This window comes from Pseudomonas sp. BN102 (assembly GCF_029871245.1).
In the GTDB taxonomy this organism is placed as follows: Bacteria; Pseudomonadota; Gammaproteobacteria; order Pseudomonadales; family Pseudomonadaceae; genus Metapseudomonas.
The window spans coordinates 64,446-89,052 of the sequence record NZ_SSON01000052.1 but is presented as its reverse complement, the minus strand read 5'-3'; the positions used below and the strand labels follow the sequence as shown (position 1 = coordinate 89,052).

The following is a 24,607-nucleotide window of genomic DNA, read 5'->3' as shown; positions in this document are numbered from 1 at the left end:
GTGGCATTGCGCCATTTGATGCCGAAGTTCTTCAGCGGGCCGTCCTGGAACACGTAGGCGATGTCGGTGTTGCGTTCCCATTCCTTGCCGTCTTCGCGGTTGGCGCCGAGGTCGACGTTGTCGCCGGACAGGTAGCGGGTCATGAAGGTCAGGCCGGGAATGCCGAGGCTGGCGAAGTTGTAGTCGTAGCGGGCCTGCCAGGATTTCTCGTCCTTGTTGGCGAAGTCGCCGATCTGTACGTAGTTGACCAGGAAGGGGTCGGTGCCGTTGATGTAGGCGAAGCCGGTGTCGCCGCTCATGCTCTGGTAGCCGAGGCCGAAGGCATGGCCGCCGAGGGCGTAGGTGAACATGGCGCCGAAGGCCTTGTTGTCGACGTTGCTGGTGCCCTCGTCGGTGGAGCGGGCGAAGCGCAGGTCGCTCTTCAGCGACTGCTTGTCGCCCAGCGGCAGCAGGTGCACGGCGCTGACATAGTGTTGCTTGTAGAAGTCGTCCAGCTCGCCGTAGTGGTAGCCGGTGCTGAGGCTGTCGTTCCACTTGTAGCTGGCGCCGGCGAAGTTGAAGGCATCGCTGGTGGTGCCGCGGCGGAAGCTGATACCGCGGGCGCCGCCGTTGGCGATGGTCATGTCCTCGTAGTCGGAGGAGTCGCGCTGGTTGACCTGCTTGAGCTGGCCGGCGTCGAAGGTCAGGCCGTCGAGTTCCAGGGAGTTCAGGTGGCCGCCCTGGAAGGTCTGCGGCAGCAGGCGCGAGTCGTTGTACTGGACCACCGGCAGCTTGGGCAACAGGGTGCCGACCTTGAGCACGCTCTTCGAGGCGCGCAGCTTGGCGGTGAGGCCGAGTTCGCCGTATTCGTCCTGGGCGCGGCCGGTTTCGCGGTCGCGTTTCAGCAGGCCGGTGCCGCTGCGGTCGGGGCTGGAGTCGAGCTTGACGCCGAGCAGGCCGAGGGCATCGACGCCGACGCCGACCGTGCCTTCGGTGAAGCCGGATTCATAGCGCAGGAGGAAGCCCTGGGCCCACTCCTCGGCCTTGGCCTGGGGCGCATTGTCCTGGCGGAAGTCGCGGTTGAAGTAGAAATTGCGCAGTTCCAGGCTGGCCTTGCTGTCCTTGATGAACTCGGCCTGGGCGGGTGAAGCCGCACCAAGGGCGGTGCCGGTCAGCAGGAGCAGGGAAGAATAGAGACGGGTATGACGGGGCATGTTCATATCTCTTGTTATTGTGGAAGCGGGTGAGCTGGCGAGCCGCAGCGGGGGCCAGCACAGCCGCGCAACTATTCACGGGCTAGCCGCCCATTGATATGCGCTGTTCTACCGACACCGGATGCGTAGAACTACCGAGTTCCGGCTCGGCCGCGCGATGAAGTGAGTGACCATGCAACTCAAATACAAGATCGTGACGCTCAGCGTCCTGCCGCTCATCGTTTCCGTGCTGTTCATCTGCGTCCTGGTCTTCGCCCAGAGCCAGAAGCTGGAAGAAGAGCAGGCCAAGCTGGTGGAGAGCAGCATCATGGCGGCCAAGAAGGCCGAGCTGAAGAACTACCTGGGACTGGCCCTGAGCCTGATCGCCCCGCTGTATGACAGCGGCCGGGACGACGAGGGCGCCCGGCAGCAGGCGCTGAACATGCTGGCTCGGGCGAACTTCGGCCTGGATGGCTACTTCTTCGTCTACGACCGCCACGGCAAGAACCTGATGCACCCCCGGCAGGCGAACCTGGTGGGCAAGGAACTCATCGGCATGAAGGACAAGAACGGCCTGCCGGTGATCCAGGCGCTGCTGGACAGCGCCCAGAAGGGTGACGGTTACCAGCTCTACACCTGGGAGAAGCCGTCTTCCGGGCAGGTGACCGAAAAGCTTTCCTACGTGGTGATGTTGGATCGTTGGGGCTGGATGCTGGGCACTGGCATCTACATCGACGATGTCGAAGTGGCCACCCTCAAGTCCCGCCAGGAGGTGGCGTCGGGGGTGCTGACCACGGTGCTGGCGATCGCCTCCTTCTCGCTGATTGCGGTGCTGGTGGTGTTCACCGGTGGCCTGATGCTCAACTTCACCGAGCATCGCCTGGCCGACCGCAAGCTCTCCGCCCTCAATCAGCGCATCGTCCACCTGCAGGAAGAGGAGCGTTCGCGGGTATCCCGCGAGCTGCACGACGGCATCAGCCAGCAGTTGGTGTCCATCAAGTTCCAGTTCGAACTGGCCAACCTGGAGCTGCAGAATGGGCAGGGCAAGGGAATGGACAACCTGCGCGCGGGCACGGCGCGCCTGGGCGAGGCCATCGGTGAGATCCGTCGCATCTCCCACGACCTGCGGCCGTCGCTGCTGGACACACTCGGCCTGTCGCCGGCCATCGACCAACTGGTGCGCGAGTTCGAGCAGCGCACCACCATCCGCACCCAGTACGAACGCGAGCTGGACGACGCACAGGTGGACAAGGATGTATCCGTCACGCTGTTCCGCATCATTCAGGAGGCGCTGGGCAACATCGAACGCCACTCGCGGGCCAGCGCCGCTATAATCTCGCTCTCCACATCGAAGCGCGCGATCGCCCTGCGCGTGGAAGACAACGGGGTCGGATTCGACCCCGGCCTGATGGACAGGAGCCAGGGAATCGGTTTGCGCAACATCAGGGAACGGGTCGACCACCATCGTGGGACCTTCAGCATTTCTTCCTATCACGGCCGCACGGAGCTACAGGTCGAGATACCCGTGCAAAGCGCTTGAGCGCTAGAACTCCGAGGCCGTGATGAGCTTTCCCCACCCCATCAGAATCGCCCTGATCGACGACCACGTGCTGGTGCGCGACGGCGTGAAAGCCCTGCTGTCGGCGATGCCGCGTTTCGAGGTGGTGGCCCAGGCCGAGTCCGGCGCGGAGGCGCTGGAGCTGGTGGCCTCCACCGAACTGGACCTGCTGCTGGTGGACGTCGGCCTGAAGGACATGAACGGCCTGGAGCTGACGCGCAAGCTGTGCAGCCTCCATCCGGGCATCAAGATCCTCATCCTCAGCATGTACGACAACCAGGAGTACGTGCGCACTTCCATCAACGCCGGTGCCTTCGGCTACGTGCTGAAGAACGCGCCGTCCACCGAGCTGATCGCCGCCATCGAGGCGATAGTCGCCGGCGGCAGCTTCTATAGCCCGGAGATCGCCCGCAAGCTGGCCACCAACAGTCGCGACGAGAACGAGCTGACTCCCCGCGAACTGCAGGTGCTGTCGATGATCGCCAAGGGCCTGAACAACAAGGAAGTAGCCCGCGAGCTGGATATCAGCGTGCGCACGGTGGAAACCTACCGCCTCAGCATCCGCCGCAAGCTCAACATCGACACCCCCGCCGCCCTGGTGAAGTACGCGCTGGAGCATGGGCTGATCTCCATCTGAGGACTGGCCCGCTTTTCGAGGCTCGGCTGGACACCGATGGTGGATGAAAGAGCGCCATCCACCCTAGGGCAGGACTGCGTCCTGCATTCCCGAAGCCCCCCGACCAGCTGCCTAGAACAGCGCCATCTGCTTGTCGATCAATGAGCCGAAGTCATCGCCCACGAAGGGCAGGATGGCGTCGGCCACCGGTTGCAGCTGGCGGGTCAGGTAATGGTCGTAGTCGATGGCCGAGCGGCGGGTTTCCAGCGGCTCGGGGCCGTTCACGGTGATCAGGTAGCTGATCCAGCCGCCGTTCTGGTACTGGCGCGGACGGCCCTGGCGGTCGTTGAATTCGTCGGCCATGCGCGCGGCGCGGACGTGGGGCGGCACGTTGCGGGTGTAGTCGTCCAGTTGTCGGCGCAGGCGCTTGCGGTACACCAGCAGCTCGTCCAGTTCGCCGGCCAGGGTCTGTTGCACGTAATCGCGCACGTAATCCTGATAGGGCTGGCGATTGAAGATGCGCTGGTAGAGCTCCTGCTGGAACTGCTGGGCCAGGGGCGACCAGTCGGTGCGTACCGTCTCCAGGCCCTTGAAGACCATTTCCCGGCTGCCGTCCGCACGTACCACCAGCCCGGCGTAGCGTTTCTTGCTGCCTTCCTCGGCGCCGCGGATGGTGGGCATCAGGAAGCGCTGGTAGTGGGTCTCGAACTGTAGCTCCAGCGCGGATTCAAGGCCGTACTCCTGCTGCAGGTGCCCGCGCCACCATTGGTTGACCTTCTGCACCAGGCTGCGGCCGATACGCGCGGCGTCATCCTCGCCGTGAAGGCGTTTGAGCCAGACGAAGGTTGAGTCGGTGTCGCCGTAGATCACGCTGTAGCCTTCGGCTTCGATCAGCTCGCGGGTGCGGCGCATGATCTCGTGACCACGCATGGTGATGGAGGAGGCCAGGCGCGGGTCGAAGAAGCGGCAGCCGCTGGAGCCGAGCACGCCGTAGAAGGCGTTCATGATGATCTTCAGGGCTTGAGACAGCGGCTGGTTGTGTTCGCGCTTGGCGGTCTCGCGACCCTGCCAGACGCGCTCGACTATGGACGGCAGGCAATGCCGCGTGCGGGAGAAGCGTGCGCCGCGGAAACCCGGCACCGAATCGCTGTCATCGGGGTGGCGCAGGCCTTCCACCAGGCCGATCGGGTCGATCAGGAAGCTGCGGATGATCGAGGGGTAAAGGCTCTTGTAGTCGAGCACCAGCACCGATTCGTAGAGGCCGGGGCGCGAGTCCATGACGAAGCCGCCGGGGCTGGCTTCGGGCTGCTTCTCGCCGAGGTTGGGCGCGACGAAACCCTGGCGGTGCATCAGCGGCATGTACAGGTGGGTGAAGGCCGCGACCGAACCGCCGCTGCGGTCGGCGGGCAGGCCGGTGACGGTGGCGCGCTCCAGCAGGAAGGTGAGCAGTTCGGTTTTCTCGAAGATGCGCGTCACCAGCTCGCAGTCCTTGAGGTTGTAGCGCGCCAGGGCGGGCTTGTCCTCGGCGAACATGCGGTTGATCTCGTCCATGCGCTGGTAGGGCGTGTCGATCGCCTTGCCTTCGCCGAGCAGGGTCTGGGCCACGCTTTCCAGGCTGAAGGAGGGGAAGCTCCAGGTGGCCGAGCGCAACGCCTCGATGCCGTCGATGATCAGCCGCCCGGCGGCCTCCGCGAAGAAATGGTTGTTGCCGCTGCCATGCTCGCGCCAGCCCATGGGGTCGCCGCCGCGGCCAAGGCACAGCGGCACCTTCAGCTTCTCGGCGTGTGTCTGCAGCACGCGCAGGTCGAACTGCACCAGGTTCCAGCCGATGATGGCGTCCGGGTCGTGCTCGGCCAGCCACTGGTTGAGGGCTTCCAGCAGCTCGGCGCGGCTGTCGCGGTAGTCGAGCTGGAAGTCCAGGGTGCCGGCCTCGCCATTGGCCGGACCGAGCATGTATACCTGGCGCTGGCCGCAGCCTTCCAGGGCGATGGAATAGAGCTCGCCGTGTTCGGTGGTTTCGATGTCCAGGGACACCAGCCGGAGGCGTGGGCGGTAGTCCGGCGCGGGTTTGAGCTGGGCGTCCAGCAACAGGCCGTTGGCGTCCGCGGTGCCGCCGAAGGCGACCGGTGCGGTGATGAAGCGCTCCATCAGGTAGCGTTCCGGCGGGCGGACATCGGCTTCGAAGACGTCGATGCCGGCCTTGCGCAGGGCCTTGTCCAGGCGCATCAGCTGGCGGTGCTGCTTGCAGTACAGGCCGAGCACCGGGCGGTGCTGGAAGTCGCAGAGCGCCAGCGGGCGAAGCTCTGCATCGCGTTCGCCACGCAGCAGGGCTTCGGCGCGTTCGCGTTGCTCGGCGGGAATGAAGGCTACGGAGGGTTGGCAGGGCAGGCGGACCTTTCGCGGGCCGGCGTCGGTGGCCAGCCAGAATTCGACTTCCGTCCCCTCGGGCGTATCCCGCCAATGCCGGGTCAGGACGAAACCCTGCTGTAACTCCACCGCTGCAACCCCGGATGTTTGTTTCATCGCGCGATTCTACCTGTCATCGGCATCCCGCGCGCATTGGGCAAGGTGCTGGCCATACTGTCCAAATGGCATGAGGAAAATAATCTAAGCCATTGAATTGACAGCATACATTTTGTCCGAAGAGTCCGATTTTTCCTGGCCAGGACTAGGCTTTATTCTTTATCCTCCGCGGCCTTTCCCCCGGCTCCGGAGACGACCATGCTGGATACCACCCTCGTACAACTTGAAGAGCTCGTCAGCGAGCTGCTGCAACAGAACCAGGCCATTGCCGACGACAACGCCCGCATTCGTGCCGAACTACGCAAGGCCCGTGAAGAGAACGACAGCCTGCAACTGGCCGTGATGGAGCAGGAAGAGAAGAACAACGTCACTGCCGAGCGCCTGCAGGCCCTGGTCCGCCGCGTTAGCGACACCCGCGCCAGCGCATGAGTAACGACAGCGTCCGCGTGCTGAACATTCTGGGGCGCGAGTACAGCATCAAGGCCCCTCGCGGCGAAGAGCGCGTACTGCAGGACGCGGCAGCGGTGCTGCAGGCGGAGATCGCCGCCAACAAGAAGAAATTCCCCTACGTCACCAGCAACGAGCTGGTGGTGCTTTCCGCGCTCAATCTTTGTGCGCGTCAGCTGAGTGCCGGCGACAAGCCCCAGGATCCTGCCGATGTCGCCCAGCGCATTGCGGTGATCAACCGGCGCATTCGCGAGCAGCTGGAGTCCCAGGATTCCTGAGGAACTGCGCGCTTCGCGTTGGGTGGATAGACGAGTGCTACCCGCCTACGTAAGCAGCCCAGCATCCGGCACCGCAAACTGAACGGGCCTTTCCCTGTGGGGAAAGGCCCGTTTGTCATACAAGTGAGCTCGTCGGGTGGATTTCCACCAGCGGGATCAGCGGATGACGCGGAGGATGTCGGTGCGGTTGATTTCCGTCCGGCATTCTTCGTACCACACCGGAATGGCTTCCTTCAGCAGTTCCTTGTCGCCGTCCAGCTTGAAGGGCATGGCGTAGCGCTTCTTGCGGTAGGCGTAGATGTAGTACATGCCGTCGCGGTAGAGGATGCGGTCGAAGGTGTAGAAGCCGATGTGCGAGCCGTTACAGCGTGCGGTCAGCACCACGTCACCTTCTTCGTAGGGCAGGGCGCCCTCGGCGCACTCATAGGTGAAGAACTCGCGGACATCGTCCCAGGCCACGCCATCGCTGCTGGACTTGAGGTACTTGCGCGCCTCGTCCTCGGACTGCTGCGAGTGGTCGCTGTACCAGATGAACAGCGGGATGCTCTGGTTGGTGTCGTCCTCCAGCCAGCTTTCGCTATCCAGGTAATGCGCGGTGCGGGTCAAGCCCGCCTGCATGCGGCGGTGGTGCTCCCGGTAGCTTTCCAGGGCGTCCTCGAAGGCCTGGGCGTTGCTGCACGCCAGTACGCCGTCGGTGCCCTTGAGCGCCTGGACTTTGGCCAGGTAGGCCTCATAGAGGGTGGCATCGGCGATCACCACGCAGGTGTCGCGAACCAGGCTGACGCCCACCTGAGTCAGGTTGGCGCTGCCGACGATGACGATGTCCGGCTCGATCAGGTAGAGCTTCCAGTTGACGCTCGCCTGGTAGCGGAAGTCGACCGACAGGGCCAGGGCCGGGTTGGCCTCGTTGACGCAGTGCTCGATGAAATCGGGGGAGGTCAGCGAGTTGATGGTCCCGACGACAATATCCAGCTGGTTGTCGTTCTCGATCAGGGTATCGATCAGGGGTTCGGTGCCGCTGGCGAAGGCGGAAACCATCGTGATCTTCCTTCCGCTCAGCTCGCCAAGATAGGTTTCCAGGCTGTCTTCGTAATCCAGAATTTCCATACAGTCTCCAGCGACATCATTTCAGCAATGGCAGCATTTTCGCACAGGCAAGGTATTTGAGCAGTGCCTTGATCTGCGCGCGGGCACGCCAACCATCACTGTGACGCTTCGAGCGCGTTCCGAAGCACGGGGCTTCGGGGCTGGAGAGGATGGAATGGATGGAATGGATGGAGAAGAGCGCCGGGTCAGTCGCTACTGTCGGCGAACTCCCGCAGGGCGTCGCCCTCCAGGCGGTAGCGCACCCATTCGTCCTGGGGCAGGGCGCCCAGAGAGCGGTAGAAGTCGATGGCCGGCTGGTTCCAGTCGAGCACGCTCCATTCCAGGCGGCCGCAGTCGTTGGCGCGCGCCTCGCGGGCGAGTTCGCGCAGCAGCTGGCGGCCGGCGCCTATGCCGCGTTGTTCCGGAGTGATGTAGAGGTCTTCCAGGTAGATGCCGTTGCGTCCCAGCCAGGTGGAATAGCTGTAGAAGTACACCGCGTAGCCGATCGGCTGGCCGCCCTGCAGGCACATCAGGGCCCGGGCGGGTGCGTTATCGGCGAAGAGGCTGCGACGGATGTCTTCGACGCTGGCGATGACCTCATGGCCGGCCCGCTCATAGACCGCAAGCTCGGTGATGAAATCCAGGATCTGTTGGGCATCGGCGGGCTGGGCGGGGCGGATCTCGATCTTCACTGTATTTCTCCGTTGGCGGTTGAGGCCGCCATGCTAGTGGCTTTGGTAGAGTGCATGAAGTGCATTTGTCTCAGTAGAAAGTGAACGCTATGCATTCAGTGCTGCGCCGCCTCGATCTCAACCTGCTCCTGGTCTTCGATGCCCTTTACCGCCACCGCAGCGTCACCACGGCCGCTGCCGAGCTGGCCATCAGCGCCTCGGCCTTCAGCCATGCCCTGGGCCGGTTGCGCGAAGCGCTGAATGACGAACTGTTCATCCGCCAGGGCAACCGGATGCACCCGACCCACCGCGCCGAACTGCTGGTTGAGCCGCTGACCGTCGCCCTCAAGGCGCTGGCCGAGGGTTTAGGACAGTGGGAGCCCTTCGTTCCGGCCAGCAGTCAGCGGACCTTCACCTTCGCCGCCACCGACTACACCGCCTTCGCCCTGTTGCCGGCGCTGATGCGGCGCCTGCAACGGCAGGCGCCGGGTATTCGCGTGCGCCTTGTGCAGTCCGAGCGCAAGGTGTCGATCGAGGACCTGGCCAGCGGCCGCATCGACTTCGCCCTGGGCTACAGCGAGGGGCGTGACCGGTTGCCCAGCGGGGTCGAGACCTTGGACTGGCTGACGGACCAATACCTGGTGATCGCCAGCCGGGACCACCCTCGGGTTCGCAATCAACTGGACCTGGCCGGCTACCTGCACGAGCGCCATGTGGTGGTGACGCCCTGGAACGAGACCAGTGGCGCCATCGACCACGTACTGGACGGCATGGGATTGCAGCGGGAGGTGGCGGTGCAACTGCCGACGGTGATGGCGGCGCCTTTCATCGTAGGGGCGACCGAGCTGCTGATGACGGTGCCCGGGCACGCCGCCCGCACCTTGCAGCAGGTGGCCGGCGTCGAGCTCTATCCTGCACCCTTCGAGATCCCGCCCTATGCGTTGCGTCTCTACAGCCACGCCAAGTACGCCCGCAGCGATGCTCATGCCTGGATGCTCGAACAGCTGCGCGCCCTGCGCGAAGGCTAGCCTTCGCACCAGCCGCTAAGCTTGGCGGATGACGCGGATTGCGGAGGGGCAGAGTGTGATCCTGCTGGCGAGCGTGATCCTGGCGTTGCTGATGGGCTTTGCCGTCCAGCGCGGTGGCACCTGCCTGGTGGCCGCGCTTGAGGAAGCGGTGCAGAAGCGCCGCTGGATGCGCCTTCGCGCGTTGCTGGAAACCTCCCTCTGGGTGCTCGGCGGTTTCGTCCTGTTGCGCGCCTTCAACCGCCTGCCCGAAGTGCCCATGGGCTATCCGCTGCACTGGCACGCTGCGCTGGGCGGCGCGTTGCTCGGCGTGGGCGCCTTCATCAATGGCGGTTGCGCGTTCGGCGTGGTGGCGCGGATCGGCTCCGGGCAATGGGCCTGGCTGGCGACTCCGCCAGGCTTTCTCGCCGGCTTCGCCCTGGCCGGCCGGAGCCTGGGCATGACGTCGGCCATGCCGCTGGCGATTCCGGTCTGGCTGCAGCAGGTACCCATCGCACTGGTGCCCTTGATCATCGCTCTGCTCGTCGCACGCCTGGGCTGGCTGGCCTGGAACCGATACAACGGCACGACTGCGACCACCATCTGGTCCCCGCACCACGCCACCATCGTCCTCGGCGTCGCCTTCCTGTTGCTGTTCGTCTGCGTGGGCGCCTGGGCCTACACCGATATCCTCGCCGAGCTGGCCACCGGCCGCTTCATGGAGCTGGGCCTGCGCGGCCTGCTGCTGCCAGCGATGTTCGCCGGGGCTCTGCTCGGTGGCTGGTCGGCGGGAATCTGGCAGCACCGCTGGCCAAGCCTGCGCACGTTGCTGCGCTGTTTCGTTGGCGGGGTGCTGATGGGCGTTGGCTCCACATTGGTGCCGGGTGGCAATGACAGCCTGATCCTGTTCGGCATGCCGCTGCTCTGGCCCAACGCCTGGTTGGCATTCGGCTGCATGTGCCTGGTGGCGGTCGTGGCGATCTGGGTGGTGGACCGGATAAGGAGGGCCTGATCCCGAGACTCGACTTCGCTAATTTCCAGGGGCCGGATTGGCGATCATGTGGGCCGGCCGTTGCCAGGAGGCCGATGCTGGAGCACGAGTCCGCGTAGCACCAGAGGCTGCCGGTGCGCACGGCGCACCCTACCAGTGCCAGATCCAATCCCCAAAGAAAAGCCCGGCAATTGCCGGGCTCTTTCTAACGACTGTCACTGCCTCAGGCGGCGGTGTCGAACTTCTTGCCTGTCGCTTTCCTCTGGACCTGCTGGCGGCATGCTTCGCCAAAAGCCTGGAAGATCTTCACCGAATCGGGGTTCTGCGCAGCCTGCCATTCCGGGTGCCACTGCACCGCGAAGAGGAAGGGCGAGAGGTTCGGTGCGTGGATGGCTTCGACCAGGCCGTCCTCGGCGTGGGCGATGGCTTCGATGCCCTTGCCGAGGTTTTTCAGGCCCTGGCCATGCAGCGAGTTGACGCGAATCTCGTCGGTCTCCAGCACCTTGTGCAGCCAGCTGCCTTGCTGGACGCGTACGCTGTGCACGGCGCTGTATTGCACGTCCACCGGGTCTTCCGGGTTTTCCCTGTGGTCGTTGAAGCCGGGTTCGGCGTAGACCTTCTGGTACATGTCGCCGCCCAGGGCGACGTTGATTTCCTGCATGCCGCGGCAGATGCCGAAGATCGGCAGGCCGCGCTCGAGTGCCGCGCGGATCAGGGGCAGGTCGAAGTTGTCGCGATCCTTGTCCTGGCCCTTGCCGGGAGTCTCGTTCTCCTGGCCGTAGAGCGACGGGTCGATGTTGCTGCCGGCGCCGGTCAGATAAACGCCGTCGGCCATATCAAGGTATTGCTCGAGGTCTTCAGTGCCGCAGCAGGTGGGCACCAGGATAGGTACGCACTCGGACAGCTCTACCAAGGGAACGATGTATTTGTGGGTCATCACCTGGTAGTCATGGCCCTTGCGTTCCTGGGCGCCCATGGACATCAGGACGACGGGTTTGCGGAGGTTCTGTTTCTTATTGCCAATGTTGCTGTTGGACATATTTCACCTTGGGACAGGCTCAGCCTATCGTTGCTGTGCAGGCGCGCCGGTAAGGCCTGGCGCTACCTGAGATCTCGAGCACTGCCGGCAATCGTCGGGGCGATTTCCGGTCGAGACCTGCCATATAGCCTGCCAGAGCCGTTAAATATGTCAAACGATCTGGGCGGAAAACGTAAAAAATAATATCCGATTTTTATCGATTTTTAATAGATAAAGCATTGATATTTATAGATATTCTTTTGAAGTAAAAAATATTTTTCAGCTCAGCATTCAAAACGAGTGTTCAGAATGCTGGACTTTGCCGCCGATTGTGCTGGTGGCGAAAAGCAGTAGGGCGCGCCACGCGCACCGAGGCACCAGGGCTGGCTGTCCAGTGCGCACGGCTGGCCCGACCGCCCCTTTCATGCCATGTTCTGCGCGCATCAACTGCATGGCAGCTCATATGAACGACCCCGCAATGCGCCTTTTCACCCGTCTCACGACCATTGCCGCGCTGCTCGCCCTGGCCGCCTGCGGCACCCAGCGCCCGGAGGAGCCGGTCCTGCGGCCGGCCGAGGTGCGCGCCAAGGTGGTCCGCCTGCTGCCGGCGAAGACTCCCGACCGCAAGGGCTGGGCCGCCGATATCCAGGCGGCCTTCGCCGCCCAGGACATCTCGCCGAGCGATAGCAACCTCTGTGCGGTGCTGGCGGTTACCGAGCAGGAGTCCACCTACCAGGTGGACCCGCCGGTGCCGGGGCTGGCGAAGATCGCCCGGCAGGAGATCCTGCGCCGCGCCGGCAGTCTGCATGTCCCGGCGTTCGTGGTGAACTCCGCTCTGCAGATCGATTCGCCCACGGGCAAGACCTACAGCCATCGGCTCAATTCCGCGCGTACCGAGAAGGAACTGAGCGCGATCTTCGACGATTTCATCGACATCGTGCCCCTGGGCCGGAAACTCTTCGGCAACTTCAACCCGGTGCATACCGGCGGGCCCATGCAGGTCAGCATCGCTTTCGCGGAAGCCAATGCGAAGGATTACCCCTACCCGGTGGACGGTTCCATCCGCCAGGAAGTCTTCACCCGGCGCGGCGGCATGTATTTCGGCATCGCTCACCTGCTGGGCTATCCGGTCAGCTATCCGAAACCCCTGTATCGCTTCGCCGACTTCAACGCCGGCTGGTACGCCAGCCGTAATGCGGCCTTCCAGAACGCCGTGAGCCTGGCCTCGGGCATTCCCCTGGCGCTGGACGGCGACCTGGTCATCCACGGATCGAGCAAGGCCGGCTCCACGGAGCTCGCGGTGCGCGCATTGCAGAAGCGACTGGACCTCAGCGATTCCGCCATCCGCCGCGACCTGCTGAAAGGCGACAGCCAGGAGTTCGAGGAAACCGACCTCTATGAGCGCGTCTTCGCCCTGGCCGACAAGGTCGAGCGGCGCAAGCTGCCTCGCTCGGTGATGCCCGGCATCGACCTGAAGAGCCCGAAGATCACCCGCAAGCTCACCACTGAGTGGTTCGCCAAGAGGGTGGACGAGCGTTACCAGCGTTGCATGAAGCGGGCTTCCGGGGGCTGATCGGGGCGCGCCACTGCCTGCCGCCGAGAAGCCTCGTTAGAGAAACGCCTTGGCGTAGGTGCCGCGGTCCATGTCCTGCACCTGGACGCTCAGTTGCACGTCCAGTCCTTCGGGCTTCCTGAAGGTCTCTTCCAGTACCGCGAGGAGGCCCCGGGACAGCACCTGCTTGCCTGCCTCCGGTCGCCCCGAGAGCAGCCACAGGGTGGCGTGCACAAAGCCCCGGCCCGCAACCGCCGTCCCCACCGCGAAGTGCTCGTGGCGCACGGCGCGGCTCTTGATGTCCGCTTCGGAGAATTCGCCGCTGTTGGCAAGGAAGCCGTTGCAGCCGGCCAGGGTGCTGGCGGGGTCGAAGCCTGTGAGGTTGGCACTGTATTCGATTATCAGGTGAGGCATGGTCATATCCCTGTGTTCAAGTCCCGGGCGGGACGGCAGCCGGATTCTAGGGGCCGGCCGGCCGCCCTGGCCAGGGCTCAGGGCGCGGCTGGCGGGGCGCCTTCGGCCTCCAGCTCGTTCCAGAGCAGGCGTGCCGGCGCCGACCCCGGCGCACCACCACGGAGAAGGGCTCGCTACTCCACCGAACGTGGTCGGGCTGAACCCCGATGGTGGACCGGTGAAGCCTGGTCCACCCTGCGAAAGCCCCCGCACCTGGCACCGCTTCGCGGCTAGACCAGCACCTGGCGGGTGCTGGCGATCAGGTCGTGAACCTGGTCAACGACCTGCGGCTCCGTCGGCGTTTCCGGGCCGCGGCCTCGCGGGCATGGCAGGCTCGGGGTGGTTCCGAACAGGCGGCAGATCAGCGGGCGCTGGTCATAGACTTCGCAGCCCTGCGGGCCAAGGTGCACGCAGTTCCAATGGGCAAGAGCGGCGTCGTGTTCGGCGTCGCTTTTGACCGGTAGCCGCGACATTTCCTCCGACGAGGCCGTCACCGGCCCGCAGCAATCGTGACAGCCGGGCACGCAGGCGAAATTCGGGATCTGCCGGCGCAGTTGGTCGATCTTTCGGCTGGTACAGCTCATTTGCTAGGCCTGGGCATGTCGGTGCTTCCTTGGAGCGGCGTCAGCTCGTTCATCATCTTATCCACGGCTACCCGGGTGGCTTCGCGCAGCACCGGCCGGCTGACCTTGTATTCCTCGCAGAGCGTCGCCTCCAGCGGCAGCTTCTCTTCGGGTTTGAAGCGGCCGGAAACGATGTGCATCCCCAATGCCCGGACAATGCGGGCGTGCAGGCTCTTGCGGGGCTTGGGTGTCTGGTAATCCATGGAAAAAGCGCTGGCCCGTGATGATGCCGCGCATCATAGCATCGCTCCCTTGCCGATTCCGGAGAGCCGGCGAGAGGCCGGGCGGGGCGCCGGGCCGGCCGGCGGCCAGGAAGACATGATCGTCGACGTGGCGCCGGACCTGCAGCGGCGCGCAGCAACTGAGGCCCGGCACGAGCCTGTAGGGGCGAATTCATACGCCAAGGGCAGCGACGCTGCCCCCCTCCAATGGTGGGCTGAAGCCCTCCCTACGCCCGGCTTGCAAACACCTGGGTCGCGCCCTGCACCTTGCTGGTGTACCAGATCACCCGGCTGACGCCTCGGGTAATGGCCACGTAGGCCAGGCGCAGGCTTTCGTCCTGCATGGCCTGGTCGTAGCTGTTGCGGAAGAAGCCGGAGTGGGCGTAGAGCGCGTTGCGCAGCGGGTGTTTCTCCGGCGGCGTGCAGTCGTCGACAATGACCGCCACTTCCGCCTGCAAGCCCTTGGCGCGGTGGATGCTGTAGGCGCGCACCGGCAGCTTCGGGTCCAGCTGCGCCTGGATCTGCCGCAGCGGCTCGTTGCGGCGGCTGAGCAGCAGCACTGCGTTGCGGTCGGCGCTGGGCCGCGTGGCAACGTGCTCGCACTGGGTCTGGATTTCCCTGGTCAGTTCCGGAAGGCGCGTCTTCAGGTCGAAGCGGTTGACCAGCCTTACCCCGTGGTCGCCTGGCTGCATGGCCTTGAACGCCTTGCTCGTCTTGGTCTGCTTGAAGGCGACCCCGGCCAGTACCGCCTCGCCGTCGCGCAGCACCGGCTCGATGGAGCGGTAGTTGGTTTCCAGCATCAGCACTGCGCTTTTCTTCGTCTTGCCCTTGCTGGGGAAATGCTTGTCGAAGTCCATGAACAGCTCCGGCGAGCTGCCGCGCCAGCCATAGATGGACTGCCAGTCGTCGCCGATGGCCATCAGGCTGACCGCTTCGCCCTTGCGCGCCAGGCCACGGTGCAGGGCCTGCAGCCACTGGACGATCTGGGGCGAGACGTCCTGAAACTCATCGATCAGCAGATGATTGAAGGGCGCCAGGGCCTGGGCGGGCACGCCATCGCCGTTGGGCAGGATCTGGCCGAGGCGCTGGAAGGCGGCATTGAAGGTCATCAGCCCCTGTTGCTGGAGCAGGGCTTCGAAGTGCTTCCAGAACTGCACCAGGGCCTCGACGAAGGTGCGCTCCCGCGCCGAGCAGTTCAGCTCGCGGGCCTGCAACCGGTCGAGGCGGATACCGATGCTCTCCATGAAGCCGGCCTGCATATGGAAGGCCTCGAACAGCGGCACCGGGGTGAACTCGCCGGCCAGCTTGAACCCATCCATCGGCGCCTTGGGTATCCGGACCGGCTTGCCTTCGGCGGGCTCCGGCAGGGGCGGCAAGTCCAGCAGGCTGTGCACCTTCTCGCGAAAATCCGCCTCGGCGGCGTAGCAGGCCTGGTAGGCCTGCTGCAGCAGGCGCTGCTGCGCCGGGCGCAGGCGGCCGGCAAGCAGGGGGTTGTCCAGTTCGCCGGCGCCGGCATCGTCCAGCTGCTCGAACCAGCGCGGGTTGTTCAGCACTTCCTTGGCCAGGGTGCCCATGGCCGAGTGGAAGGTACGCACGCACTGGCGTGCCTGGGCGGCATCGAAGGGGAATTGCCAGAACGCCAGGACCTTCAGCAACTGGTCACGCAGCTGGGCGCAGGACGCATTGGTGAAGGAAATGACCGTGAGCCGCTCCGGCGGGATGCCCATGTGGCAGAGCATGAACACCACCCGCAGTACCAGGGTGGTGGACTTGCCGGAGCCGGCGCCGGCGAAGATGCGGGTGAGCGGGGCGCGGCTGAGGATCATTGCCCACTGCTCGTCGGACGGCGGGCTGACCACCCCGGCGGCGACGGCCTGGCCGACGCGTTCGCGCATGGCCTCGACCTGCGCGTCATCGACGCGCATCTGCGCGCCGCTGTAGATACCCTCTACGGCAGGCTTGCGGGGCTTGGCGGGGCCCTCGCCGGCGGAATTCTTCGCACTGCTGGTCTTGGCCTTGCCGGTGGCGGCTTTCTTCGCCCGAGACTTGGGCTTCTTCAGTTGCGCAGCCGCTTCGCTCTCGGCGCGCAGGTACTCGGTGGTTCGAGGGAAGTAACGCGCCAAGGCCCCGGACAGCAGCGACTTGTAGCGTTTCATGGAAGACAGCATTGGTTGGTCCCTGTACCCACGGCAAAGCGCTGAATCATAAGCGCTTTTGCATGAAGACAGGATGATGCCGGTTTGATGCCAGGGGCCAGGAGGTCAGGCCGGCGCGTGCTGCTGCCACCACTGATGAATGGTCCTGGCCAGGCTGTCCACCGATTGGGCGGCGTCGAGCACCAGTGTCAGCGGCTCGTCCAGGGGCGGTTCGAGATCGGCGAACTGGCTGTCCAGCAGGCTGGCTGGCATGAAGTGCCCGCGACGCCTGGCCATACGCTCGGCAGCGGCCTCGGGAGACAGCTGGAGGTAGGCGAACCCCAGCCCTGGCATGGCCTGGCGCAGGCCCTCGCGGTAGCTGCGCTTGAGGGCCGAGCAGGTGAGTATTGAATGCTCACCAGCGGCGTAGGCCTGGCGCAGCTGCTTTTCCAGGGCGCGCAGCCAGCCGGCGCGATCCTTGTCGGTCAGAGGCTGGCCGGTGCTCATCTTCTGGATGTTGCGGTCGGGATGGAAGGCATCGCCCTCGATCAGCCGCGCTCCGCAACGCAGCTCCAAAGCCCGCCCAACGGCCGACTTGCCGCATCCGGCAACGCCCATGATCACCACCGCGTTGATCGGTTGGTACATGGCCCTACCTCCATTCGCCCGCAGTTAAAGGGTAGGCCATGGAGGAGAGCGAGTGGTTCGCCGTGTTCGACTGAAGAGTTCTGGCCCGGCCGCTTCAATCGTAGTCACGCCCGCGGCATTTCACTTCCTTGCGGTACACCTCCCGCGAGGCTTCGATCCTCACCCGGCAGGGGCCATCGCGGAACTCGCGCTCCCAACGGCCACGGCGCCAGGTCTTGCCGCGCCCGTCGGGGCACCTGATCACTTTCTGGTAGTCACCATCGTCGGAGACTTCCCTGACCCGGCAAGGGCCATCCCGGTATTCGTCCACCCAGTCACGGTCGCCCCAGTCCCGCCGATGGTCGGCCAAGGCGCTTCCCGTGGTGCCGACAACGGCTGCGATAACCAAGAACATGCCCAGTAGCGGACCTACCTTCATTGCACAACCTCGTTTCGGGACGCCAGGATTCAGCGGGCGCGCCAACCTGCGTCCAGAACAGCAGGCGGCCCGGCGCATCCTGAGACAACCGGCGGAGCGATTTTGCTCAATGCTGAAACTGAGGGGCTTCGGGTCCGTGGGCCTGTCCTTTCAGCCACCCCCGTCGGGCGCCGCTGCGCTCGATCATCGCCCCCGTAGGAGCGAGCTTGCTCGCGAAATGAGCCCTTTCGCCAGCAAGCTGGTTCTTACAAGCGTTCCGGGCAGTTGCAACGCCCCAGAGTTCGGCTAATGCGCAGGCTGCTTCTGCGCCAGCTGGCCAATGAGTTGGGCCAGTATCTTCACCGGTTCGCTCAGGTTCTGCTTTGCCCGATGCACCAGCCCGATGTCACGGTGGAAAGTGTGCTGCCCCAGATTCACCGCCCGTACCGCTGCAGGCCAGCGGCGGTGGGCCGCTGTCTGGGGCACCAGGGCCACGCCCACGCCGTTGGCCACCAGCTTGACGATTGCATCCAGTTCATCCAACTCGCTCACTTCACGCAGGGTGAAGTGCATTTGCCGCAGGAAGCGATCGACCTGGCGGCCGCCGAACGAGGAGCGGTCGTAGCGGATGAATGGCTGGCTGGACAGCAGTTCAGCCCAATCATCCCCTGGAATATCGCGCGGCACGATCAGGCGATATGGCTCGCGTGCCAGCGTTGTCCAGCGCAAGTCGCTCTGAAGCGAGAAAGGCGGGCGGATGATGGCCGCCATGTCGATCTCGCCAGCGTCCACCTGATTGACCAGCTCCATCGATAACCCGGGAATGATCCGGGTGCGGCACTCCGGGCATTGCCGGTGAAACCTGGCCAGTGCATCCGGCAGCAGCGAGCGTTGCACCGAGGCGATTGCGCCGATGTTCACCAGGACCGTTGCCGGCAGGCCGGGCGTCGTGGAGCCCAGGTTGTTGTAAAGCCGGATCAGCTCCTGCGCCTGCAGGAGTATCTGCTGGCCCATCTTGTTCAGGTGCGCCGAACGCCCCTTGCGGTCGAACAGCTCGAAGCCGAGCTCGGCTTCGAGCCTCTGCATCTGGGCGCTCACGGCCGCTTGCGTCAGGCCGATCCTGTTCCCCGCAGCGGCAAAGGTGCCTTCCCGCGCGACGGCGATGAGCGTCTTCAGTTCACGGATCATTCATAAATATCCTTTGTATTTCTAAGAAAAATATATTGATTTTTTTGTTCCTATGCGAGCCCTACGATCTGGCCATCAACGCTCACAACCGCCGGCGCCAGCGATCCGCTGCCCGGTACCCGAGACCATAAGAACCCACCAACCTGGAGCATCCGATGAGCCTTTCTCCCTTCCACCTCGCGATTCCCGTCTACGACCTTCCGGCTGCTCGCGCCTTCTACGGCACCGTGTTCGGCCTGGAGGAGGGCCGTTCCAGCACCCAGTGGGTCGACTTCAATTTTTTCGGCCACCAACTGGTTATCCATGAGCATCCGAAGACGTCCTCGCAGGAGAGCGTCCATAGCAATCCGGTGGATGGCCATGACGTACCGGTGCCGCACTTCGGCGTGGTCCTGGAGTGGGACCAGTGGGAGGCACTGGCCGAGCGCCTGAAGTCGTTCGACACCAGGTTCGTGATCGAACCCTACATCCGCTTCAAGGGCCAGGTGGGCGAGCAGGCGACCATGTTCCTCTTCGACCCGTGCGGCAATGCCCTGGAATTCAAGGCCTTCAAGGATATCGGCCAGCTCTTCGCCAAATGAGAAGTAACGGCACGGCCAGGTCGTGCCGTTTCACGCCTTGTGAGCTGCAAGCTCATGAATCTAGCAACTGCCTTGCATATGCAGCATCGCTAATCCAACAAAAAGGCTAGACATGAAAAAGATCCCCCTGGTTTGGCAAATAGTTGCCGGGCTCGCCCTCGGCATCCTCGTCGGTTGGTATTTCAATACCCATCCGGACTATCAGCAGTGGGTCAGTGCGGAAATCCTCAAGCCCCTGGGTGACATCTTCATCAAGATGATGAAGATGGTCGTCGTCCCCATCGTGTTCTGCTGCATGGTGCTGGGCATCGCCGGAGGCGGCGACAACAAGTCCTTCGGGCGCATGGGTGTAAAGTCCATCGGCTACTTCTTCGCGATCACCACCCTGGCCATCATCCTGGGCCTGGTGCTGGCGAACCTGTTCGAGCCCGGCGCCGGGACCGATATCGCCGGGATGTCGCACGCCGGTGCCGCAGTGAATATGGAGCCGTCCAAAGGGGCGCTGGTCATCCTGCAGAACATAGTGCCGGACAACATCTTCGTTTCGCTGTCCGAAGGTAAGCTGCTTTCCGTTCTGTTCTTCGCCGTCCTCTTCGGCATGGCGCTCAATTGTCTGCCGCGCGAGAAAAGCGTGCCGGTCGTGGCCGTGCTCCAAGGGGCTTCGGATGCCATGTTCAAAGTCGTGGCATTCGTCATGGCATACGCGCCGATTGGCGTCTTCGGCATGATCGGTTCCACGGTGTCCACCTTCGGTTTTGCCTCGTTGCTGCCACTGCTCAAACTGATCGGCGTCGTCTACCTGTCGCTCATCGTCTTCGCGGTAGTCGTGCTTGGCGGCATCTGCTACCTGCTGGGCGAGAACCTGTTCAAGCTGGTCAGGTACTTCAAGGACGAGCTGATCCTGGCTTTCTCCAGTGCGGCCTCGGCAGCGGTGATGCCCCAGCTGATGAACAAGCTGGAGCACTATGGCGTACCGCGGCGGATCGTCAGCTTCGTGGTTCCCGTGGGGTACGCGTTCAATCTGGATGGCGCCTCGATCTTCCTTGGCGTGGCCACCATCTTCATCGCCCAGCTGTATGGAATCGACCTGTCGATCACCCAGCAGATCCTGCTTGTCGTGACCATGGTCCTGACCTCCAAGGGCGCGGCGGGCGTTCCGGGCTTCGCCATCATCATCCTCTCTGCCACGCTGGCTTCGGCCGGCCTGCCACTGGAAGGCGTCGCGCTGATCGCCGGCATCTTCCGGGTCATCGACAGCGGAACCACGACGTTGAACGTCCTGGGTAATGCGGTAGCCCCATTGGTGATCGCACGCTGGGAGCAAGCGACTGCTGAGGACTCCCAAGCCAACCAGGCGGCTCGGCACCTGTAAACAGGTGCAGGTGAGTCATCAGCCGAGGCGGCTGATGACTCCCGGCCTTCCGGGGGAGGTGAAGATGACTCTCAATGATGCGGTTCTGGCCCTGTTGCTGTCGTTCGAAATCCACGAAACCGACACGGCAATCAGGAACACAGCGGCACGGTGTGCGAAGCAGCTCCCCAGGAGCAAGCGCCACCTGATGTATTCGATTGCCAGTAGTCCTTCGCCAAGGGTGGTTGTCGACCATCTCAAGCGCAACCTGGATCGAGTGCGGTGGAGCTGAGCGGCCAGCAGAAAACAATCCGGCAGTCGAGCCCTTGGGCTCTGGCTGCCATCGAGGGTACGGCCTGACCGGCAGACCTCCATCCCGTTCCCGCGCGATTGCGCGGGAGCAAATCCCTAGCAGGAGTCATGCAATGAGCAATCCCACCCATGTTCAGGAATACAACGCCATCGTCGAAGTGCTGAACAAGTACTGCGAAGGCGGCGTGAAGGCCAACAGCGCCCTCATGCAGCCCGCCTTCAACGAGAAGGCCACTATGTTCGGCGTCGATGACAACGACCAGCTGGTCGGCGGCGCGATCCAGGGCCTCTACGACATCATCGACACCTCGTTCAAGCCTTCGCCGGAAGCCAAGGCCGCCATCGTCCGAATCGACATAGTCGGCACCGCGGCCAGTGCGCGCGTGGATACCGATAATATCTCCGGCTTCCGCTTCACCGACTTCTTCAACCTGCTGAAGGTCGAGGGCAAGTGGACCATCGTCAGCAAGATCTACCACACGCACGCGAACGCCTGATCCCCGAACCGGAGCACCTTTGCCGTTGGACGTTCAGGTGGCGAAGCGTGAGACTGTCGCGCGGCCCCTCATGGCCGCGCAGCATCGCCCGTAACATCGAGGTTTCAGCATGAATGACCCTATCGCTCCAGTGGATCTCGCCAAGGCTTACCGGCTGCTCAATCACGGTCCGACCGTGTTGGTGTCGGCTGGCCATGATGGCGTGGAAAACGTCATGGCCGCGGCCTGGTCCTGCGCCCTGGACTTCTCGCCACCGAAACTGACAGTGGTGCTGGACAAGATTGCGAAGACCCGCCAACTCGTCGAGCAGAGCGGCACCTTCGTGATCCAGGTGCCCACGGCGGCGCAGCTGCAACTGACGCACGAGGTCGGTACCCGGACTCTGCTCGAAGACCCGGCCAAGCTGGAGCGTGCGGGGGTAGAGCTGTTCTGCATGGAGGGGTACGACCTTCCGTTCGTAGCCGGATGCGCGGCCTGGCTTGCCTGCAGGCTGATCCCTGAGCCGCACAACCAGCAGACCTATGACCTGTTCATCGGCGAGGTTGTTGGCGCCTGGTCCGATACCCGCGTATTCCACGACGGCCACTGGGATTTCGAGCATGCAGGTCCCGAATGGCGGAGCCTGCACTACATCGCAGGTGGACATTTCTACGCCATCGGCGACGCCCTGATCGTCCCGACCGACGAGAAAGGCTGACCGGCCAGGGTGCTCAGGTATCGCCCGCTATTCAAGGCGCTTCGATCCTGGCAGCTGCGGTCGGAGTTTCAGGGGTATCGCGCAAAAACGCCCCTCTCATATCGATGAGAGGGGCGGGCTGTTGATAGGTCCGGCGGCCGGTTCGACGAGTACGGATGATGTCGAATCGGCCGCGCGGCGCATCAGGCGGTGACGTTCAGGCTCACGTCGATATTGCCTTTGGTGGCTTTGGAGTAGGGGCAGATTTCGTGCGCTTCGTTCGCTAGCGCCTCGGCGACTTCACGCTCCAGGCCCGGCGCGCTGACGTTGATCCGCGCCTGGAGGAAGTAGGCGCCAGCGGTCTGGCCCAGATCCACCTCGATTTCGACGGCCAGATCGGCCGGCAGCACGACCTTCCTCTGATTGGCCACGAGCCCGACTGCAGCGATGAAGCAGGCCGACCATGCGCCGGCGAACAGTTGCTCTGCCGTCGGATGCGGCGCCACCGCCGCGAACAGCTGCTCCGAATGGGTGCCTGCGCTACCAGTCGACGACAGCTTGATATCGAGGCGGCCGTGGTCACCACGCGGGGCGCCGTCACGGTGGTTTACGGAGGTGTGAGTCTTGCCGGTGAACAGTACTTTTTCGATCTTGGTCATGGGAGGTTCCTCATTGTTTCGTGTGTTTCAAAAGTCGCCGGGGGGCGTAGGGTGTCAGCAGGTATCGTATTCGATTAAATCGTATGCGATGGATGAATGTTTGCGTACAAGCCAATCGATGTCAAGGAATATTCTTCGGCGTGCTTTTCAACGAAGCGGGTGACTTTGGTGTCCTTTGATGGACGGACTGGATGGCCCCGCCAACGGTGTAGGCACCGCCGTTACTGAGTTTCAAAGCGGTACCGAGTAACTCGCATCCGATGTATGCTGGCCGCTCGACGGACACAGGTCCGACCCTGACCAGAGGAAAACCGATGAAAGGTGCACAGACGAAATCGAATGAGCGGACCGATTCCGCGGACCCGAAACTGGCCGACTTCCTGTGCTTTGCGGTGTATTCGGCGAATCTCGCGTTCGGCAAGGTCTACAGGCCAGTCCTCGAGGCGCTCGGTCTCACCTACACCCAATACGTCACGATCGTCGCGCTGTGGGAGGAGGACGATCAAACAGTCGGCGGCCTCGGCGAAAAGCTCTTTCTCGAATCGAATACGCTCACACCGATCCTCAAGAAGCTCGAAGCATCGGGCTACCTGGAGCGCGCGCGCGACAAGGCCAACGAGCGCCAGGTACGGGTCAGCCTGACGGACAGCGGGAGGCAGCTGCGCGAAAGGGCTATGAGCATCAGCCTGAAAGACGCTTGCGGCCTCACATCGGAGGAGTTCGTGAAGTTGCAGAAAGAGGTCGTCACGCTGCGCGACAATCTCATCAAGGCTTCGCGCAGCTAGGCCCGCACGTAGAACGCCACGTCCTTGGGGGCCGGCCGGGCAGGGTGTGCCGTATGCACGAGCGGATGGGCATGGCGCAAGGGCTGGTCCTGGGCAAGCTGTGGGCTGGCACACCCTGCGACGGACCCGTGCCGGAGCAATCTCTAGGCTGGATGCATGAACGTGCGGCCATCTGCAGCCATTGGCGCTTGCACACCACCTGTCCCGCCAACATTCCCCAAGTGAACTCAAGCCGGCTACCTGCTGTCTGTCTGCTGTCGGCCCACCGGGTGGATTGCACGGCCTTTCGCCATCTGGGCGTTCGCTGTCCTTCAGTCCCCTGACCGCGTTCCTCTCTACAACCATTTGCCTGGCCGGCTTTTATCGCGCCCGAATGCGGGTTTTGTCCTATTGCCACGTGAAGATTGCCCATGTCCCTATTCCGTCATTTCTCCGCCTGTGTTTCCCCGCTCCAGACCCGCGCCCTCGGTGCCTGCCTGCTAGGCGGCCTGCTGACGATCGGTGCCCCGGTGCAGGCCGAGGAGGCCGCCGGCAATGCGCGCTGGGTGAGCGATAGCCTGACGACTTATGTGCGTAGCGGCCCGACCGATGGCTATCGCATCGTCGGTACGCTCGGCTCCGGGCAGAAGGTCGAGCTGCTGAGCACCCAGGGGGATTACAGCCAGGTGCGTGGCGAGAGCGGTAACACCGTGTGGATTCCCAGCCGCGACCTGCAGGAGGTGCCCGGCCAGGCCGAGCGCCTACCGCAATTGGAGCAGAAGGTGGCCGAGCTCAGCGCTGAGCTGAAAGGCATCGATGACACCTGGAAGACCCGCGTTCAGGGCATGCAGGAGACGCTGGATTCGCGCAAGAAGCTGATCGACGAACTGCAGGCGGCGCGCACGGCGCTGGACAGCGAGCTGAGCGAGGCCCGTGCCGAGTTGCGCGACGTGCAGGCGCAGTTGGGCGAGGAGAACCAGCAGGTGCTGATGCGCTACATGGTCTACGGCGGCAGCATTGCCGGTGCAGGGCTGCTCGCCGGGCTGATCCTGCCGACCATGCTGCGGGTGCGGCGCAAGCGCAACGACCAGTGGGTCTGATGACCTGGCGCTCCTTTCACCCCGATGGGCGCGATGCCCAATGCACGATGTCTTCGGCCTGGCTGCGGCAGCCTGTGATGCGCGTG

25 protein-coding genes and 1 pseudogene are annotated in these 24,607 nt (G+C 63.8%); 13 read left to right on the top strand and 13 right to left on the bottom strand.

Going from position 1 to position 24,607, the window contains the following annotated elements:
• Positions 1–1,193, bottom strand: a 1,193-nt coding sequence (locus E8F12_RS10830) for an OprD family porin (RefSeq protein ID WP_280325237.1), incomplete at its 3' end; no start/stop codon positions are given.
• Between the two features lie 172 nt (positions 1,194–1,365).
• On the opposite strand from E8F12_RS10830, the gene E8F12_RS10825 reads away from it, so the two are divergent.
• Entirely contained in the window at positions 1,366–2,712 is a 1,347-nt protein-coding gene (locus E8F12_RS10825) for a cache domain-containing protein (protein ID WP_280325236.1), read from the top strand.
• Between the two features lie 22 nt (positions 2,713–2,734).
• On the top strand, positions 2,735–3,367 hold the full coding sequence (locus E8F12_RS10820) for a response regulator transcription factor (protein WP_280325235.1): 633 nt from the start codon (positions 2,735–2,737) through the stop codon (positions 3,365–3,367).
• 111 nt (positions 3,368–3,478) lie between these two features.
• On the opposite strand, the gene E8F12_RS10815 is transcribed toward E8F12_RS10820, so the two are convergent.
• Positions 3,479–5,842, bottom strand: a complete 2,364-nt coding sequence (locus tag E8F12_RS10815) for a DNA polymerase II (RefSeq protein WP_280325238.1) — start codon at positions 5,840–5,842, stop codon at positions 3,479–3,481.
• Between the two features lie 225 nt (positions 5,843–6,067).
• On the opposite strand from E8F12_RS10815, the gene E8F12_RS10810 reads away from it, so the two are divergent.
• Complete coding sequence (locus E8F12_RS10810) at positions 6,068–6,298, top strand: hypothetical protein (RefSeq protein ID WP_280288311.1); 231 nt, start codon at positions 6,068–6,070, stop codon at positions 6,296–6,298.
• Complete coding sequence (locus E8F12_RS10805) at positions 6,295–6,594, top strand: cell division protein ZapA (RefSeq protein ID WP_280325234.1); 300 nt, start codon at positions 6,295–6,297, stop codon at positions 6,592–6,594. The genes E8F12_RS10810 and E8F12_RS10805 overlap by 4 nt, the downstream gene beginning before the upstream one ends.
• 156 nt (positions 6,595–6,750) lie before the next feature.
• Here E8F12_RS10805 and E8F12_RS10800 read toward each other — a convergent pair whose 3' ends face one another.
• Positions 6,751–7,701 (bottom strand): phospholipase D-like domain-containing protein, encoded by a 951-nt coding sequence (locus tag E8F12_RS10800; protein WP_280325233.1) that lies wholly within the window; start codon positions 7,699–7,701, stop codon positions 6,751–6,753.
• Positions 7,702–7,886: 185 nt separating this feature from the next.
• The gene (locus tag E8F12_RS10795; RefSeq protein WP_280325232.1) at positions 7,887–8,372 is read right to left on the bottom strand and encodes a GNAT family N-acetyltransferase; all 486 of its coding nucleotides are present in this window, start codon (positions 8,370–8,372) and stop codon (positions 7,887–7,889) included.
• 89 nt (positions 8,373–8,461) lie between these two features.
• Here E8F12_RS10795 and E8F12_RS10790 point away from each other — a divergent pair, with 89 nt between their 5' ends.
• Positions 8,462–9,379, top strand: a complete 918-nt coding sequence (locus tag E8F12_RS10790; RefSeq protein ID WP_280325231.1) for a LysR family transcriptional regulator — start codon at positions 8,462–8,464, stop codon at positions 9,377–9,379.
• Positions 9,380–9,407: 28 nt separating this feature from the next.
• A complete protein-coding gene (locus E8F12_RS10785; protein ID WP_280325230.1) occupies positions 9,408–10,367 on the top strand; it encodes a YeeE/YedE thiosulfate transporter family protein in 960 nt (319 codons plus the stop codon).
• A 202-nt stretch (positions 10,368–10,569) separates the two neighbouring features.
• Here E8F12_RS10785 and E8F12_RS10780 read toward each other — a convergent pair whose 3' ends face one another.
• Positions 10,570–11,385, bottom strand: coding sequence for a type 1 glutamine amidotransferase (locus E8F12_RS10780; protein WP_280325229.1), 816 nt, complete (start codon positions 11,383–11,385; stop codon positions 10,570–10,572).
• Positions 11,386–11,827: 442 nt separating this feature from the next.
• On the opposite strand from E8F12_RS10780, the gene E8F12_RS10775 reads away from it, so the two are divergent.
• Positions 11,828–12,937 carry a DUF1615 domain-containing protein gene (locus E8F12_RS10775; RefSeq protein WP_280325228.1) on the top strand — a complete coding sequence of 370 codons (1,110 nt, stop codon included), beginning with the start codon at positions 11,828–11,830 and terminating at the stop codon, positions 12,935–12,937.
• Positions 12,938–12,973: 36 nt separating this feature from the next.
• Here the strand turns inward: E8F12_RS10775 and E8F12_RS10770 are convergent, their stop codons facing one another.
• The 7 genes and pseudogenes from E8F12_RS10770 to E8F12_RS10740 form a co-directional block, all read right to left on the bottom strand.
• A complete protein-coding gene (locus tag E8F12_RS10770; protein WP_280325227.1) occupies positions 12,974–13,330 on the bottom strand; it encodes a 5-carboxymethyl-2-hydroxymuconate Delta-isomerase in 357 nt (118 codons plus the stop codon).
• A gap of 269 nt (positions 13,331–13,599) precedes the next feature.
• Positions 13,600–13,953 carry a YkgJ family cysteine cluster protein gene (locus E8F12_RS10765; protein ID WP_280288323.1) on the bottom strand — a complete coding sequence of 118 codons (354 nt, stop codon included), beginning with the start codon at positions 13,951–13,953 and terminating at the stop codon, positions 13,600–13,602.
• Between the two features lie 68 nt (positions 13,954–14,021).
• A pseudogene (locus E8F12_RS10760) lies at positions 14,022–14,195 on the bottom strand (GntR family transcriptional regulator); the annotation flags it as partial.
• 245 nt (positions 14,196–14,440) lie between these two features.
• Positions 14,441–16,381 carry a DEAD/DEAH box helicase gene (locus E8F12_RS10755; RefSeq protein WP_280325226.1) on the bottom strand — a complete coding sequence of 647 codons (1,941 nt, stop codon included), beginning with the start codon at positions 16,379–16,381 and terminating at the stop codon, positions 14,441–14,443.
• A 93-nt stretch (positions 16,382–16,474) separates the two neighbouring features.
• Positions 16,475–16,996 (bottom strand): gluconokinase, encoded by a 522-nt coding sequence (locus tag E8F12_RS10750; protein ID WP_280325225.1) that lies wholly within the window; start codon positions 16,994–16,996, stop codon positions 16,475–16,477.
• 94 nt (positions 16,997–17,090) lie between these two features.
• Entirely contained in the window at positions 17,091–17,414 is a 324-nt protein-coding gene (locus E8F12_RS10745; protein WP_280325224.1) for a hypothetical protein, read from the bottom strand.
• Between the two features lie 285 nt (positions 17,415–17,699).
• Positions 17,700–18,581 carry a LysR substrate-binding domain-containing protein gene (locus E8F12_RS10740; RefSeq protein ID WP_280325223.1) on the bottom strand — a complete coding sequence of 294 codons (882 nt, stop codon included), beginning with the start codon at positions 18,579–18,581 and terminating at the stop codon, positions 17,700–17,702.
• Positions 18,582–18,736: 155 nt separating this feature from the next.
• Here E8F12_RS10740 and E8F12_RS10735 point away from each other — a divergent pair, with 155 nt between their 5' ends.
• The 4 genes from E8F12_RS10735 to E8F12_RS10715 all read left to right on the top strand — a co-directional run bounded on the left by E8F12_RS10735 (position 18,737) and on the right by E8F12_RS10715 (position 22,019).
• Complete coding sequence (locus E8F12_RS10735; protein WP_280325222.1) at positions 18,737–19,162, top strand: VOC family protein; 426 nt, start codon at positions 18,737–18,739, stop codon at positions 19,160–19,162.
• Between the two features lie 112 nt (positions 19,163–19,274).
• Positions 19,275–20,534 (top strand): cation:dicarboxylase symporter family transporter, encoded by a 1,260-nt coding sequence (locus tag E8F12_RS10730; protein WP_280325221.1) that lies wholly within the window; start codon positions 19,275–19,277, stop codon positions 20,532–20,534.
• A 404-nt stretch (positions 20,535–20,938) separates the two neighbouring features.
• A complete protein-coding gene (locus E8F12_RS10720; protein ID WP_280325219.1) occupies positions 20,939–21,322 on the top strand; it encodes a nuclear transport factor 2 family protein in 384 nt (127 codons plus the stop codon).
• Positions 21,323–21,431: 109 nt separating this feature from the next.
• Entirely contained in the window at positions 21,432–22,019 is a 588-nt protein-coding gene (locus E8F12_RS10715) for a flavin reductase family protein (RefSeq protein ID WP_280325218.1), read from the top strand.
• A gap of 182 nt (positions 22,020–22,201) precedes the next feature.
• Here E8F12_RS10715 and E8F12_RS10710 read toward each other — a convergent pair whose 3' ends face one another.
• Positions 22,202–22,657, bottom strand: coding sequence for an Ohr family peroxiredoxin (locus E8F12_RS10710; protein ID WP_280325217.1), 456 nt, complete (start codon positions 22,655–22,657; stop codon positions 22,202–22,204).
• Between the two features lie 314 nt (positions 22,658–22,971).
• Here E8F12_RS10710 and E8F12_RS10705 point away from each other — a divergent pair, with 314 nt between their 5' ends.
• Positions 22,972–23,442, top strand: coding sequence for a MarR family transcriptional regulator (locus E8F12_RS10705; RefSeq protein WP_280325216.1), 471 nt, complete (start codon positions 22,972–22,974; stop codon positions 23,440–23,442).
• Between the two features lie 410 nt (positions 23,443–23,852).
• Positions 23,853–24,521: a TIGR04211 family SH3 domain-containing protein gene (locus E8F12_RS10700; RefSeq protein WP_280325215.1), complete on the top strand. Its 669-nt coding sequence runs from the start codon at positions 23,853–23,855 to the stop codon at positions 24,519–24,521.
• Positions 24,522–24,607: the final 86 nt, after the last annotated feature.

What these genes read in the sequence shown, in the direction of transcription:
- E8F12_RS10820 (WP_280325235.1), top strand. Translation starts at nt 2,735, where the DNA reads ATGAGCTTTCCCCACCCCATCAGAATCGCCCTGATCGACGACCACGTG.
- E8F12_RS10800 (WP_280325233.1), bottom strand. Translation starts at nt 7,701, where the DNA reads ATGGAAATTCTGGATTACGAAGACAGCCTGGAAACCTATCTTGGCGAG.
- E8F12_RS10705 (WP_280325216.1), top strand. Translation starts at nt 22,972, where the DNA reads ATGAAAGGTGCACAGACGAAATCGAATGAGCGGACCGATTCCGCGGAC.
- E8F12_RS10730 (WP_280325221.1), top strand. Translation starts at nt 19,275, where the DNA reads ATGAAAAAGATCCCCCTGGTTTGGCAAATAGTTGCCGGGCTCGCCCTC.
- E8F12_RS10790 (WP_280325231.1), top strand. Translation starts at nt 8,462, where the DNA reads ATGCATTCAGTGCTGCGCCGCCTCGATCTCAACCTGCTCCTGGTCTTC.
- E8F12_RS10750 (WP_280325225.1), bottom strand. Translation starts at nt 16,996, where the DNA reads ATGTACCAACCGATCAACGCGGTGGTGATCATGGGCGTTGCCGGATGC.
- E8F12_RS10825 (WP_280325236.1), top strand. Translation starts at nt 1,366, where the DNA reads ATGCAACTCAAATACAAGATCGTGACGCTCAGCGTCCTGCCGCTCATC.
- E8F12_RS10700 (WP_280325215.1), top strand. Translation starts at nt 23,853, where the DNA reads ATGTCCCTATTCCGTCATTTCTCCGCCTGTGTTTCCCCGCTCCAGACC.
- E8F12_RS10810 (WP_280288311.1), top strand. Translation starts at nt 6,068, where the DNA reads ATGCTGGATACCACCCTCGTACAACTTGAAGAGCTCGTCAGCGAGCTG.
- E8F12_RS10780 (WP_280325229.1), bottom strand. Translation starts at nt 11,385, where the DNA reads ATGTCCAACAGCAACATTGGCAATAAGAAACAGAACCTCCGCAAACCC.
- E8F12_RS10765 (WP_280288323.1), bottom strand. Translation starts at nt 13,953, where the DNA reads ATGAGCTGTACCAGCCGAAAGATCGACCAACTGCGCCGGCAGATCCCG.
- E8F12_RS10775 (WP_280325228.1), top strand. Translation starts at nt 11,828, where the DNA reads ATGAACGACCCCGCAATGCGCCTTTTCACCCGTCTCACGACCATTGCC.
- E8F12_RS10715 (WP_280325218.1), top strand. Translation starts at nt 21,432, where the DNA reads ATGAATGACCCTATCGCTCCAGTGGATCTCGCCAAGGCTTACCGGCTG.
- E8F12_RS10805 (WP_280325234.1), top strand. Translation starts at nt 6,295, where the DNA reads ATGAGTAACGACAGCGTCCGCGTGCTGAACATTCTGGGGCGCGAGTAC.
- E8F12_RS10735 (WP_280325222.1), top strand. Translation starts at nt 18,737, where the DNA reads ATGAGCCTTTCTCCCTTCCACCTCGCGATTCCCGTCTACGACCTTCCG.
- E8F12_RS10710 (WP_280325217.1), bottom strand. Translation starts at nt 22,657, where the DNA reads ATGACCAAGATCGAAAAAGTACTGTTCACCGGCAAGACTCACACCTCC.
- E8F12_RS10770 (WP_280325227.1), bottom strand. Translation starts at nt 13,330, where the DNA reads ATGCCTCACCTGATAATCGAATACAGTGCCAACCTCACAGGCTTCGAC.
- E8F12_RS10755 (WP_280325226.1), bottom strand. Translation starts at nt 16,381, where the DNA reads ATGCTGTCTTCCATGAAACGCTACAAGTCGCTGCTGTCCGGGGCCTTG.
- E8F12_RS10745 (WP_280325224.1), bottom strand. Translation starts at nt 17,414, where the DNA reads ATGAAGGTAGGTCCGCTACTGGGCATGTTCTTGGTTATCGCAGCCGTT.
- E8F12_RS10720 (WP_280325219.1), top strand. Translation starts at nt 20,939, where the DNA reads ATGAGCAATCCCACCCATGTTCAGGAATACAACGCCATCGTCGAAGTG.
- E8F12_RS10785 (WP_280325230.1), top strand. Translation starts at nt 9,408, where the DNA reads ATGACGCGGATTGCGGAGGGGCAGAGTGTGATCCTGCTGGCGAGCGTG.
- E8F12_RS10740 (WP_280325223.1), bottom strand. Translation starts at nt 18,581, where the DNA reads ATGATCCGTGAACTGAAGACGCTCATCGCCGTCGCGCGGGAAGGCACC.